Origin of the sequence: Metabacillus schmidteae (assembly GCF_903166545.1) — a bacterium.
GTDB classification, from domain to species: Bacteria; Bacillota; Bacilli; order Bacillales; family Bacillaceae; genus Metabacillus; species Metabacillus schmidteae.
In genome coordinates, this window is record NZ_CAESCH010000001.1 from 2,673,217 (window position 1) to 2,687,047 (window position 13,831).

13 protein-coding genes and 1 other annotated feature are annotated in these 13,831 nt (G+C 35.3%); of the genes, 11 read left to right on the forward strand and 2 right to left on the reverse strand.

The window, feature by feature from the left end; all coding sequences use genetic code 11:
• Positions 1 to 19: 19 nt before the first annotated feature.
• The gene (locus HWV59_RS12805) at positions 20 to 1,165 is read right to left on the reverse strand and encodes a helix-turn-helix domain-containing protein (RefSeq protein ID WP_175639034.1); all 1,146 of its coding nucleotides are present in this window, start codon (positions 1,163 to 1,165) and stop codon (positions 20 to 22) included.
• Positions 1,166 to 1,280: 115 nt separating this feature from the next.
• On the opposite strand from HWV59_RS12805, the gene uidA reads away from it, so the two are divergent.
• On the forward strand, positions 1,281 to 3,089 hold the full coding sequence (uidA, locus tag HWV59_RS12810; protein WP_102231499.1) for a beta-glucuronidase: 1,809 nt from the start codon (positions 1,281 to 1,283) through the stop codon (positions 3,087 to 3,089).
• 340 nt (positions 3,090 to 3,429) lie between these two features.
• Complete coding sequence (locus HWV59_RS12815; protein WP_175639035.1) at positions 3,430 to 3,927, forward strand: GNAT family N-acetyltransferase; 498 nt, start codon at positions 3,430 to 3,432, stop codon at positions 3,925 to 3,927.
• A gap of 53 nt (positions 3,928 to 3,980) precedes the next feature.
• Here HWV59_RS12815 and HWV59_RS12820 read toward each other — a convergent pair whose 3' ends face one another.
• A complete protein-coding gene (locus HWV59_RS12820) occupies positions 3,981 to 4,457 on the reverse strand; it encodes a small multi-drug export protein (protein WP_407941575.1) in 477 nt (158 codons plus the stop codon).
• Positions 4,458 to 4,761: 304 nt separating this feature from the next.
• Between HWV59_RS12820 and HWV59_RS12825 the strand changes: the two genes are divergently transcribed.
• From HWV59_RS12825 to HWV59_RS12865, 9 genes are all read left to right on the forward strand, one after another.
• Positions 4,762 to 5,673, forward strand: coding sequence for a glycine-rich domain-containing protein (locus HWV59_RS12825; protein WP_175639036.1), 912 nt, complete (start codon positions 4,762 to 4,764; stop codon positions 5,671 to 5,673).
• A 120-nt stretch (positions 5,674 to 5,793) separates the two neighbouring features.
• Positions 5,794 to 5,964: a hypothetical protein gene (locus HWV59_RS12830; RefSeq protein ID WP_175639037.1), complete on the forward strand. Its 171-nt coding sequence runs from the start codon at positions 5,794 to 5,796 to the stop codon at positions 5,962 to 5,964.
• Positions 5,965 to 6,105: 141 nt separating this feature from the next.
• Positions 6,106 to 6,387 (forward strand): DUF2277 domain-containing protein, encoded by a 282-nt coding sequence (locus HWV59_RS12835; RefSeq protein WP_102231496.1) that lies wholly within the window; start codon positions 6,106 to 6,108, stop codon positions 6,385 to 6,387.
• A gap of 199 nt (positions 6,388 to 6,586) precedes the next feature.
• Positions 6,587 to 7,012 (forward strand): histidine phosphatase family protein, encoded by a 426-nt coding sequence (locus HWV59_RS12840; RefSeq protein WP_175639038.1) that lies wholly within the window; start codon positions 6,587 to 6,589, stop codon positions 7,010 to 7,012.
• Positions 7,013 to 7,226: 214 nt separating this feature from the next.
• Positions 7,227 to 7,437: a binding site (T-box leader), on the forward strand.
• Between the two features lie 52 nt (positions 7,438 to 7,489).
• Positions 7,490 to 9,196, forward strand: a complete 1,707-nt coding sequence (gene argS, locus HWV59_RS12845) for an arginine--tRNA ligase (RefSeq protein WP_102231493.1) — start codon at positions 7,490 to 7,492, stop codon at positions 9,194 to 9,196.
• A 176-nt stretch (positions 9,197 to 9,372) separates the two neighbouring features.
• A complete protein-coding gene (locus HWV59_RS12850; RefSeq protein ID WP_175639039.1) occupies positions 9,373 to 9,924 on the forward strand; it encodes a hypothetical protein in 552 nt (183 codons plus the stop codon).
• A gap of 125 nt (positions 9,925 to 10,049) precedes the next feature.
• On the forward strand, positions 10,050 to 10,757 hold the full coding sequence (locus tag HWV59_RS12855) for a DNA alkylation repair protein (protein WP_175640052.1): 708 nt from the start codon (positions 10,050 to 10,052) through the stop codon (positions 10,755 to 10,757).
• Between the two features lie 202 nt (positions 10,758 to 10,959).
• Complete coding sequence (locus HWV59_RS12860) at positions 10,960 to 12,564, forward strand: spore germination protein (RefSeq protein WP_217708459.1); 1,605 nt, start codon at positions 10,960 to 10,962, stop codon at positions 12,562 to 12,564.
• Positions 12,561 to 13,748 (forward strand): Ger(x)C family spore germination protein, encoded by a 1,188-nt coding sequence (locus HWV59_RS12865; RefSeq protein ID WP_175639040.1) that lies wholly within the window; start codon positions 12,561 to 12,563, stop codon positions 13,746 to 13,748. Before HWV59_RS12860 ends, HWV59_RS12865 begins: the two co-directional genes overlap by 4 nt.
• Positions 13,749 to 13,831: the final 83 nt, after the last annotated feature.

Below are 13,831 nucleotides of genomic sequence, written 5' to 3' on the forward strand. Positions count from 1 at the left end.
GGCACCTCTTCTTTTCTTTTCAGTCACTTTCTTGTGATCGCCATTTGCCAGGGGGCATGCCGGTAAACTTTTTAAAAACGCGAATAAAATAAGCAGCATCTTCAAAACCGCATTCACCGGTGATCTGTTCAATGGAAGCAAGATCTTTTTTTAAGAGTCTCTTTGCTTTCTGAATACGGAGCCGATGGACAAACTGTCCCATTGTGAAGCCGGTCTCTTTTTTGAATTGCCGTGCAAGGTGGGAGGGATGAACACTCAGTTCATCAGCAATTGCGACTGCATCAAAAGGTTCTGTAAAATGTGAATACAAATAACGAACAGCTTCTTTGATTAGCATTGAATAGCCGCTAATTTGATTGGTATGAACTAGCTGGCAATATTCAATCCCCATTGTCTCCTGAAGCTGGTTCAAAGAATGAAGACTGTTAATTTTCTCAATGGAGATTGCAAATTTTTCGGAAAGACGATGCAATAGTATTGGTGGAACACCTCCACGTTCTGCTGCCAACCGGAACATCGTATTTAAAATAATTAAACTATTCTTAACTGCCCGAAGTGGTTTATTGGGAAAGCGTGATGAAAAATCAAATAAATTACCTGTTTTTTTGTTAATTGTCTTTATTGTCTCGCTGTCACCGGCTTCAATTGCATGCATCATGTCATTGCTAATCTTATAACGTAAATTTATGATCGCTGTGTTAGCTTCCTCTTCACTTGCTATTGATTTGGAAGATAGGGACTCGGTTGCTTCAATAGAAGAAATTGTGACGGCATCCATTTTATTAAGATGCATGAGCAACCGTGCGGTACTTTGTTGGGTAGCCTGATTTAAAATTGGCAGGTTACGAAGTGTTTGTTCATCTATTGAGCCGACTTTCTCATGAGGAAGTTGCGTTAAGAATGGTCCTGCAATAATCACTTTGTCTTCATCATATGCAGCTGCCATATACACAATTTGATCGTAATGCCAAAAGTGACATAAAGAAGGCTGTTGATGAACCGCCTGAATAAGTATAGGGAAAGCTTCTTGGTTCAGTCTTTCAGGGATCAAGTGTGGCGCATGAAGTGTCAGCATTGTACCAGCACCTTCGAATGCATGTACATTCATATGAGTTAGTTGAAAAAAGGTCATGATGGACGAAGATAATTGAAAAGTATCTCTCAAATTTTTCATCTCCTGATCAAAATAGTTCAATAAATGCAATAATTATTATTTTTTGATTCCATTATACGCCTTATAATAATGGTTGTAAACACTTACAAAAAAGAGGTGCAATCATATGTTATACCCAGTTCTAACAGATACACGTACAGTCATTGACTTAAATGGCATTTGGAAATTTAAGCTTGACTATGGTTATGGATTTGACGAAAAGTGGTTTTCGAAACCATTGACTAATGCAATGAGTATGTCTGTTCCATCATCCTATAATGATGTAGGTCTTACAGCAGAGATTCGTCATCATGTCGGTTGGGTTTGGTACGAAAGAGATTTTACTGTTCCAGTTATTTTAACTTCTGAACGAATTGTCCTCCGCTTTGGTTCTGCAACACATAAAGCTAAAGTATTTGTGAATGGAGAACTTGTTGTTGAACATACAGGAGGTTTCACTCCGTTTGAAGCAGAAATTAACAACTATTTGCAAAAAGGACAAAATCGTCTGACAGTTGCAGTGAACAACATTGTTGATGAATCAACCCTGCCGGTTGGCTTTTATTCAGAAGTAGAAGTTGACGGAATCGGTAAGAAGGCGAAAAACAATCCAAACTTTGACTTCTTCAACTACGCAGGCATTCACCGTCCGGTAAAAATTTATACCACTCCGAAAACATATGTGAAAGATATAACAGTTGTAACAGAATTGGATGGTACCATTCAGTACAACATAGTCGCTGAGGGAGAAGCTGAAGCAATTGTAAAAGTCGTAGATGAAGATGGTTATACTGTTGCTGAAGCAGTTGATCTAGAAGGATTTGTAAAAATACCAAATGTAAAACTATGGGAACCTCTAAATGCCTATTTATATACATTACGTGTGGAACTTTTAAAAAATGGTGAGGCAGTAGATATGTACGTACAGCCATTTGGAGTACGTACAGTTTCGGTTAGAGATGGCCAATTTCTTATAAATGAAAAGCCTTTTTACTTTAAAGGGTTTGGTAAACATGAGGATACACATATACATGGACGAGGCTTTAATGAAGCTGCAAACATGCTCGATTTTAACTTGATGAAATGGATTGGCGCCAATTCGTTCCGTACTGCTCATTATCCGTATTCAGAAGAAATGATGCGTGCAGCAGACCGGGAAGGTTTTGTCGTTATTGATGAAACTCCTGCCGTTGGTGTTCATTTAAACTTTGCCGCCACATTGTTCGGTGAAAGAGAAAAGAGAAATACATGGGAATATATTGGTACAAGAGAAGCCCATGAGCAAGTAATACGTGAGCTTGTTGAACGGGATAAAAACCATCCATGTGTTGTTATGTGGTCTGTGGCAAACGAACCTGCTTCAGAAGAAGAAGGGGCACGGGAATACTTTGAACCTTTAGTGAACCTCACGAAAGAACTTGATCCACAAAAGCGTCCAGTTACAATTGTCACACATCAATGGTCTAACCCGGAAACAGACAAAATTGCTGAGATCGTTGATGTACTAGCTCTAAACCGCTACTATGGCTGGTATGTAGATAGCGGGGATTGGGAGATGGTTCGTCAAAATATTCGCAAAGAATTTGACGGGTGGAGAAAACGTTGTCCGGGCAAACCGATTATGTTCACTGAGTATGGCGCAGACACTGTAGCAGGTTTGCATGATGTAGATCCTGTCATGTTCACAGAAGAGTTTCAGGTTGAATATTATCGTGTCAATCATGAAATCTTTGATGAGTATGATGAGTTCATCGGTGAGCAAGTATGGAACTTTGCTGATTTCGCAACAAGCCAAGGAATTATGCGCGTACAGGGGAACAAGAAAGGTATCTTCACACGCGATCGTAAGCCGAAAGCTGTCGCACATGAATTGCGAAAACGATGGAAGGATATACCGGAATTTGGGTATAAAAAAGTGAAGGAACAGCAGCTATAAGATATATTAAAATATTTCCTATTTATATTTATATAATGAAAAATCCTGTATCCATTTTTACAGGATTTTTTCTTATGAGGAAAAGATTGTTCAAAGACTATTATGATAAGTAAAGTTTGTATGTACTGGATTTTTTAAACTATATCAAAAAAGGGTGCAGAATGGTTTTGGAATGGAGATGTCAATTTGAAAAGGATTAAACATCATAACCATAAAGGAATTCTTCAATAAACAAAGAACTATTAAATAAAGAAGCTAAGCTGCTAAGGGGGATGGGTATCGAGAAGATGACAGATATCATAAAGTTATATATATTCAGTTTTAGAAAAGGAGCATGAAAATGAACATAATCTCTGCAACAAGTATAGATGCAGAAGTAATACATGATCTAATGATTAGAGCATTTATGGAATATAAAAATGAAACCCCACCCTCTAGTGCATTAAATGAAACTGTTCAGTCTGTTTCAGAATCATTAGTAAAAGGAGAAAAAGCATTAATCGCTTTTGAAGAGAATATCCCAGTCGGTATGGTGAGATTTCTAGTAAATGAAGAAGGGGTATATTTCTTTCGACTCTCAATAATCCCAGAAATGCGGGGCAAAGGCATCGCAAAAAGGCTATTAAAATCTTTAGAGGATTACGCACATAAAGTTAATGTATCTACTATTCTATGTAAAGTCCGTATGAATGTACAAAAGAACATTTATTTATATAATTCCTTAGGTTATGAGATATACAATGAAGAAGTTGTATATAAGCCAAATGGTGTTAGTATTAAAGTTGTTTCGATGAAAAAAAATTTAATTCCTCGGAGCATTGTAGTAAACAATCTTTAGCAATGTGAGTGTTAAAAGAGACTGCTGAAAAACTTCTCAACAGTCTCTTTTATTTATATTGCTTTCATATAATCAAACCCATATACAGAACCGATTGTCAAAGCAATTGTCCAGATGGCAAGACTTATGGCCATCCACACAATTACACGGACCCGTGAAGAACCAAATGTGAGTGCTAATATTGCGGCTAAGTCAGTTCCTACAATACCTGGTGCTACTATTGCAAGACCTGGTAATCCGTATCGCTCCCAGATTCTCCGTGCTCTTGTTTCTCTTTTTGTTGGTTCCGTTATCCCCTTCTTTTGTCTTCTTTTCTCTCTCCACCTAGAAAACTGTCTAAAAAAGAGACCTAAAATAAGAACCATGAGAAAGTTTCCTGCAAAGCCAATAATACCTACAGCTATAGGGTTCAAACCCAATCCTACTCCAAGCGGTACGACAATAAAAACATCTAAAATAGGTGCTGCAGCCAATAAAAATAATACTACATATTGCCAAATACCATCTGTTTGTTGAAGCAATTCCATCACGATAAAGTTCCTCCAAAATCTTGGTTAATTATGTTATGTCTCTACGTACGTTTACACATTATATAAAGTTTCATATTTATTCCTAATATTTGTTAAATTAATAAGTAAATAGAGAAGTTGAAACTATACAACTATGCCTATGATAATAAATAAAGACATATCAATTTATACAGTATAAACTTATAATAATGGTAAAATTCGGAACTTTTCAAAAAGTATTTCGTAATAGTAATAAAGAAAGGATGATTGATGTTCTAGACGTATCAGCAAAATTATAAATATCTTAAAGGAATGGGGGATTTAGATGGAATTGTTACTCATCTTTTTAATAGCAGGTGTTATTTGGTTAATTTTATTTTTACGCCAAAAACTCTCATTTAAATTTGGTCTATCTCCAACAACATTGGAGTTAAAACCAGTTAAAGGATTAAAAAAGGTAAGTGATGTGCTGGAAAAGTCGCTTAGTAAAAGCTATATGGAAAACGTAGAAGAAAGGGTACGGAGAGAGAATAAGCTAAAGGAAAATGAGTATCCGTGGCGTCTACAGGACTTAAAACGTTATTTTATTTTTACGTCATTATTAAAAGAGGCACCAATGTTTAGTGATAAAGTCGATGACCTATGGCATCAGATGCTCATGTTTACCCGCCAGTATGATGAGTTTTCAAAAGAATTCCTTGGAACTACTCTTCATCACAGTCCAAATGTTAAGGTAGATCCTGATCCAGATTTGCGGGGATTTTTTGATTGGATGTATGCTGAGCTTTTTTTCATAAGAAAAGAGAATATCCATCTTTATCAGGGGTTTTTCAGGTATCCAGTACATCCAGATATCATCGATGAGTTTAAATATTTATCAGAAATTGAACTTATAGATTTATATTTTAAAAGTGATGCAAAATATATGACTACTGTGCTCTCTGTTATCTCAAAGATGAAAAAAACGGCAAATAAAGTAAAAGATTATGAACAAAGTGTCATCCACGAGAAAATGAGAAAAAGCAAAAGGGAGCAAAACTATAACACAATGCTCGTGCCTTTCTTATCTGTTTCTTATTTTCATTATGATGAATTTTCAAGCTATATGAAAATTAGCAGCAAAAGTACATCGAGTTGTACAAGTTGTGGATCATCCAGTTCTTCTTGTAGTTCGGCCAGTTCGTGTTCTTCGGGTAGTTCCTGCTCCAGCTGTGGTGGAGGTGGAGGCGGAGATTAATGAAAATTGATGATGATAATAAAATAAGAATATTGATCAATTGAATTTAATCTATAATTAATTATTAAGACAATATTGGAATATTCTAGGATTAAGTGAGAAGTGAAAGGAGAGTTTGTTATGATTTGGCTGTATTTATTAATACCTGTTGTTATTCTAGGTGGAATTGCCATTTATTTTGATAAAAGGTCTGGTATGACTCCACCTGATGAACATATACAGGATGAAAAGCTAGGAGAAGTAATCAATCAAAATGGCATTAATTCAAATGGAACACATGGAATAGATTGATATTCAACTAAACACGTACAAAAAGGTAGATATTGATAATTTGTATGCTTATCCATATATTAATTGGAGTAGCATTGTAACGATACTATGTAATCTAGTAGAAAATAATACAATAAAATGTAAGCAAAAGGAGAACCTAATATGTGCCGCAACATTCGAACTCTATTTAATTTTAACCCACCAGCTACTGATGAAGAAATTCTTGCAGCATCCCTACAGTACGTAAGAAAAATATCTGGCTATAATAAGCCCTCAAAGCTGAACGAGGAGGCATTTAATCGTGCTGTTAATGAGATTGCATTGGTGTCTATAGAACTATTGACCACACTGGAAACCAGTGCAGAACCACGAAATCGTGAAGTAGAAGCTGAGCGTGCTCGTGCTAGAAATGCAAAAAGGTTTGGAAACGAGATAGAGAACTAATTATTAAAAGAGGCACAATTAATGATTTGATTTGTGCATCTTTTGGAGGAAAGGAGAATGGCATAAAACGAAGTCAGATAAAGGGTTAACTGCTATTGTTATTGAAGGTGAAGATATTGATCCAGCTTCTTTTATGCCTGTTAAAAAATAAAAAATTATTATTCCGCATTCCTCATAACTAATATTAGGAGTGATGAATTTGAAAAAAATTTACGTCATTAGGCATTGTGAAGCCGAAGGTCAGCCGCCTGAAGCACCTCTTACAGAAAGAGGATGGAATCAAGCTTTGAATCTATCTAATAATTTTTCTCAAAAGAATATAGAACGTATTATTTCAAGTCCATTTAAACGTGCAATTGATACCATACAACCATTTGCAGAAGCTTATAATATAAAGGTTGAGACGAACGATAAATTAACTGAACGTGTTTTAAGTAGCAAAAATCTTTCCGATTGGCCTGAAAAGCTAAGTAATACATTCGATGATATGGAACTGAAATATGAAGGTGGAGAATCTAGTCAAGAAGCTATGGAGAGAATAGTTGAGGTTGTGGAAGAGGTATTTGAAAGTGAATATGACAATACAATTATTGTTACACATGGAAATTTAAAGGTTTCTATATAAAAAGATTTTTATTTTCATTTATTGAAAAATGTTTTCGGGAAAATTGTTGCTAAAGTAATAAGTGTTGTATATGGTCAATTGCTCTAGAATGTTCGTTGAAAAAAATAGATAGAGATGGAGAAAAGAAATAACTCCATTAAATACAAACTTTATAATAAAGAAATGGATTTTATTTTGAAAATTGATGTATAATATGCAATAACATTTTCATAAAGATAATTCTAAGAAGAGGAGAGTAGTAATCAAAATTTCGCCTTAGAGAGCCGGGGACGGTGGGAGCCTGGTACGAAAATGATTATGAAGCGCACCTCGGAGAAGGCTTATTGAACAATTTTGTAGATAAGTCCGGTCATGTACCGTTACAATTTTAAGCTGGCTATTTAAGCAAATAGAGTGGTACCGCGAGTTAAACCCTCGTCTCTAAAATATTTAGAGATGGGGGTTTTTTGTATTTCAACAGGAAAAGGAGAATATATAATGAAGTATAAACAAGTCATAATTTCTACAATCTATGACGTGTTAATGGAAATGGGTATTAGCACTATGTCTAAAGCAGAAGTCGAGAAAAAATTAGAAATTCCTCCTAAACAGGATATGGGTGATTATGCATTCCCATGCTTTATACTGGCAAAGGAGTTAAAGAAAGCGCCAGTTCAAATTGCACAAGAACTTAGTGTTCTCATAAAGAATGAGTATCTTGAACGAGTAGAAGTGGTTGGACCTTACGTGAATTTCTTTTTAGATAAACAAATAGCTGGATTGGAAATTGTTTCGGAAGTCCTTAATGAAAAAGACAACTTCGGAAAACTCTCGATTGGCAATAAGAAAAAAATTACAATCGATTTATCTTCTCCTAATATTGCAAAGCCCTTTTCGATGGGCCATTTGCGTTCAACTGTTATCGGAAATGCTTTAGCAAATATTGTGGAGAAATGTGGATACACTCCAATTAGAATTAATCATTTAGGTGACTGGGGTACGCAATTTGGAAAGTTAATAACAGCATATAAAATGTGGGGAGTTGAAGAAAAAGTAAAGAGGGAACCGATTAAGGAGTTACTTACACTATATATTCGGTTTCACGAAGAAGCTGAGCAGACTCCAGTACTTGAAGATACGGGTCGTTCCTGGTTTAAAAGATTAGAAGACGGGGATAAAGAAGCACTATCGCTTTGGAAATGGTTTAGAGAGGAATCATTAAAAGAATTTGAACGAATCTATCAGCTTATGGGCATTGAGTTTGATTCATTTAATGGTGAGGCATTTTACAATGACAAGATGGATGTTGTTGTAAATGAGCTAGAAACGAAAAAATTACTAACAGAATCAGATGGAGCAATGGTTGTTTCATTAGAAGAATATGACCATCCACCTTGCTTGATCAAAAAATCAGATGGTGCTACTTTGTACGCAACAAGAGATTTGGCTGCAGCTCTGTATAGAAAAAGAGAGTATGATTTCGCTAAAGCGTTATATGTTGTAGGTGGAGAACAGTCTCTACACTTTAAACAAGTTTTTCACGTTCTGAACAAGATGGGGTATGAGTGGTCTAAGGAAATGCACCATATACCATTTGGCATGATGTTAAAAGACGGAAAAAAGATGTCAACTCGTAAAGGAAAGGTTGTGCTCTTAGAGGAAGTACTTCAAGAAGCCATCCAACTTGCAGCTCAAAATATTGATACCCGTAATCCAAATCTTGCTCATAAAGAGGAAGTAGCAAAAATGGTCGGAGTCGGTGCGGTTATTTTTCATGACCTTAAAAATTATCGTTTAAATGATGTAGAATTCTCGTTGGAAGCTATGCTTACTTTTGAAGGTGAAACTGGACCATACGTACAATATACGCATGCACGTGCATGTTCTATCCTGAGAAAAGCTAACGTTATAGAACATGAACCCGTTTCTTTAGAGGCATTTAAAGATGAAAAGGCCTGGACTGTTTTATCTTTGTTAATGAAATTTGAAGAAGTCATTAAACAAGCATATCATCAGTTTGATCCTTCTCAAATCGCCAAATACACAATTGACCTTGCTCAAGCCTTTAATAAATATTATGGTGTTGTCCGAATTTTAGATGAGGACGAACAAAAACAGGCAAGATTACAACTAGTAAAATCAGTAACGATCGTACTAAAAGAAGGATTACGTTTGTTGGGAGTTAAGGCACCTGAGCAAATGTAGAAATTAAATCTTGTTTCATTTCAATGTGGCATATTTGAATATGAAATGTGCCTCTTTTTTATGCTCATGATAAAGGAGTTCAATATAAGGTAGCAGAATAATATAAAATGATGTTACGATTTTTACTCTAGTTACTGACTTGAGAAACAGTCTGTTAATAAACAAAGGGGAAAAAAATGAAAAAACGATTTCTATTGATGCTGCTGCTTCTAATTGTGTTTTCCATTCAAGCAGCATGCAGCACTGAAAATGAAAACCAAAAAACGCAAAAACCAGTTAAAGATAAAATTATCACACAAAATCACGAAATTAACAAAACCCTACCAAATTTTAATAAGATGGAGAAACCTTCAATTAAAAAAATCAACAATGATAAGATGTTGGAAGCGCTGGAATTTGATAATAGTTATTCAGAAGTATGCTGGAATAATTGTGCCACCAATAATATTTATAACTATCCTGATATTCATTCCGGAAGTGTTGAACCAGGAAATAAGATCGTGATTGATTGGGGTAAGATGGAACCAAAACCAATTGAAGTAAATTTAATGATGATAGACCCTATTAATGGAAAAGAATTGAGTAAAGAAAGTAAGGATACTACTAATACGCCATTAGAAATAGAAATTGATGAAAGTTATTTAGGGTCACAATTTGCTGTGGAATTTTTATGGAAAGACAAAGAGGTCATTCAAGGAAGAAGTATGTTGAATTTCAGACTGGAGTAACTTATTTATAATAAGGTATATACCTATCTTAAATAAATGTTACCATCAAGTTAATGCTTTCAATTAAAAAATATTTAATAGTTTTCATTTAAGATTGTATGAAAATAGAAAGGAAGTGCCAACCAATGGATATTGAAACAGTTATGCAAGAGCTGGAATCGCTAGGCAAGGAAAGAACGAAAAAAACGTATATAAGAAATGGCGCACAAGAGCCTGTATTTGGTGTGGCTACGGGTGCAATGAAGCCACTTGCAAAGAAAATCGGAAAGAACCAACCATTAGCAGAACAACTTTACGCCACTGGCAACTATGATGCCATGTATTTTGCAGGTATCATTGCGGAGCCAGCGAAAATGACTGAGGAAGATTTCGAGCGTTGGATAGATTCGGCGTATTTTTATATGATATCTGATTATGTTGTGGCAGTGACTTTGGCTGAAACTGATATTGCACAAGCTGTTAGTGATAAATGGATAGCGAGCGGTGAAGAACTTAAAATGTCAGCAGGTTGGAGCTGTTATTGCTGGCTCTTGGGTAATCGCCCTGACTCCGAATTTAATGAAGACAAGCTTGCTAAGATGCTTGATCAGGTGGAAAAAACGATTTGCGATTCTCCTGATCGTACAAAATCTGCCATGAATAGCTTTATCTATACTGTTGGAATTTCATATTTGCCGTTACATCAAAAGGCAGTGGAAACTGCTAAAGCAATAGGCCAAGTTGAAATTGGACGTGACAAGAAGAATAGTAGCATACTTCGTGCTTCCGAAACAATTCAAAAGGAAATAGATCGAGGGAAAATTGGTTTTAAACGCAAGTATGTTAGGTGTTAGTATTATTATTCTCTCTCTTTAAATAAAACTTCTAAAAAAATATATAATTTTAACAAGTAAGCGTCTCTTTCGAACAAAGAAAGACGCTTTTCTCTGTTTAAAGGATGATCTGATTGTTTAAAGCGCAATTTTTGATAAATTTTCTTTCGATGACAAATAATACTACATAAGACGAAGTTTCAAAGGTGGTTGATGTATTTACGTGTTTAAAAAATTTCGTTTCCATCGAAAGAAAAAACAACTAAAGGTTACAGCACCCGATACCGAGCCGGGTGCGAAAGGTAAGGATGAAAAGTTTGAGTTAAATGTTGAGAACAATATCAATCGGTTAAGAATGCTATTCGATGTTAATGATGATGTTGTATTCAGAGAGTTTGTAGCTTTTATTGATAAACCTGTAAAGGTCTTTATTTGTTACTTTTCTACTATAGCAAATAGTGAATATATAAATGAGTTTGTTGTTAAACCCTTACAAGAACGGAACTTTATCAATAATCAGGTGATTTTACCGCAAGATAACATTCTTGAAATGGTAAAAAATAATGTCTTAGATGTTGGGAGTCTTTCGGAAAATACAACATTACAGTCTGTAGCTGATCAAATATTATCAGGTAAGGCTGCTTTATTTATAGATGGTTCAGATACTGCCCTTATCATTGAAGCGCAAGGGTATGCAAAGAGAAATGTCACTGAACCTGATACAGAGTCAGTGGTAAGAGGTCCTAGAGAAGGTTTTACTGAAGATATTGAAGTGAATACAGGGTTAATTCGTAGAAAAATTGTTAATTCGAAACTTATATTTGAAAAGTTTACAATTGGTAAACAAACTCATACGAAAATACGAATTGCATATATTGAGGGAATAGCAAATAGAAAAGTTGTCCAAGAAGTAAAAACGAGATTGCAGGATATTGATATAGATTCTATTTTAGAGTCTGGATATATTGAACAATTGATTGAGGACCATCCTACTTCTATTTTTCCTACCGTAGGTAATAGTGAAAAACCTGATATTATCGCTGCTAGGTTATTAGAAGGGAAAGTAGCTATTTTATGTGACGGTACCCCATTTGTTTTATCTGTTCCTTACATGTTTATTGAAAATTTTCAAATTAGTGAAGATTATTATTCGCGGCCATATTTTGCATCTGCGATTCGGTTATTAAGGTTGCTTTCATTGTTTTTGACCGTTACAATACCGGCATTTTATGTTGCGCTTACAAGCTATCATCATGCAATGATTCCAACTGTTTTGTTAACATCTATGGCTGCGGCAGAAGAAACAGTTCCATTTCCCGTTCTAATTGAAACATTATTAATTGGTATAGCATTTGAAATTCTTAGAGAAGCAGGGGTTCGTTTACCAAGACCAGTCGGTTCGGCCATCTCGATAGTTGGTGCATTAATCATTGGGGAAGGAGCTGTACAAGCTGGACTTGTTAGTGCACCCATGGTAATTGCCATGGCTTTAACTGGTATTTCCAGTTTTATAGTACCCGCAATAAATGATGCTGTTGTATTATCGAGGTTATTTTTTGTTTTACTTGCAGGGGTTCTTGGTTTATACGGAGTATTAATCGGGTTTTTAATTATCCTGGCACATATGTGTTCATTACGTTCATTTGGTACACCATATTTAGCGCCACATGCCCCAATTATCTTAAGGGAATGGAAAGATACCTTGATAAGAGCCCCACTTTGGAAAATGAATCAAAGACCACAATCAATAACATGGGAGCATGAAACAAAACGCCAAGGTAGTCATCAAAAGCCACAACCTCCCGATAATGGAAGTGAAGAAAGTTGAAACGTGTTATTGTTGTTTTTTTCAGTTTGTGTTTACTATCTGGCTGTTGGGATCGAAGAGAATTGAAAGAGCTAGGAATTGTTAGTGCAATGGGAATTGATAGAAATCCTGATACCGGAGAAATCCTCTTTACATCTCAAGTTGTGAACCCTTCCGTATTAAAGCCGGAAGGAGGATCAGGATCTCCTGTTAAAATAATCACGTCGACTGGTGATACCGTTTATAAAGCGATAAGAAATGTTAATCAAGAGTTTGATCGTAATAATTTTTACGCTCATAATAAGGTCATCGTTATTGGCGAACAGTTAGCAAAAGAAGGAATCCTCCCTATTCTTGATGCCATTACAAGAGGAAAGGAATCACGAGGATATGTATGGATTTGTATTGCAAAAGGTATGCAAGCGAGTACTATTCTAAATCAAAACCAGCAAGGGATTGAACAAGTACCTGCAAACTATTTAGAGAGCCTACATGAAAATCAAAAGTTAAATTTTGATGTGACAGTCATACAATTGAATGATTTCTATAAAAAGTCATTATCATTAGGTACTAATCCAGTTATTGGGGTTTTAGAAATGTCTGAAAATCCATCATCAAATGGAAGTAAAACTGAGACAGTACAACAAGTGAAACTAACAGGAGGTGCTGTCGTAAAAGGTGACAAATTAGTTGGATATTTAAATGAAAAAGAAGCACGTGGATATAATTGGATAATAGGTGAAGTAAACAGTGGTATTCTTACCCTTCCTTCGAAATTGGAGGAAAACAAACTCGTTTCTGTTGAAATTAGAAAAACGAAATCAAAGATTAAGCCTGATATAAAAGGTGGTAAGATCTCATTTGCTATTGAAATTAAAACATCTGCCATTCTTGTGGAACAGCAAGGTGCTGGAACATTTAAAACTAGAAAAGAACAGTATGATTATTTGAATCACATAGAAAAGGGACTTGAAAAACTCATTGAGGAAGAAGTGTTGAATGTTGTTGAAAAAGCACAACAAGATTATCAGACAGATATTTTTGGATTTGGAACTCACTTGAATAAAAAAGATCCAAAGATATGGAAGGATGTAAAAGACCAATGGTTGGAAGACCAGTTTCAGAACGCAACTGTTAATGTTAAAGTTCAAGCAGATATCGGAGCACGCGAACTTTTAAAAGAGCCATTGAAATCCAAAGATTAAGGTGAAGATTTATTAAAAAGACGTCTTAAGAAGTAAATAAAGAAATAATACACGTTAAGTATTAGGAGGATTGCCATGTAAAG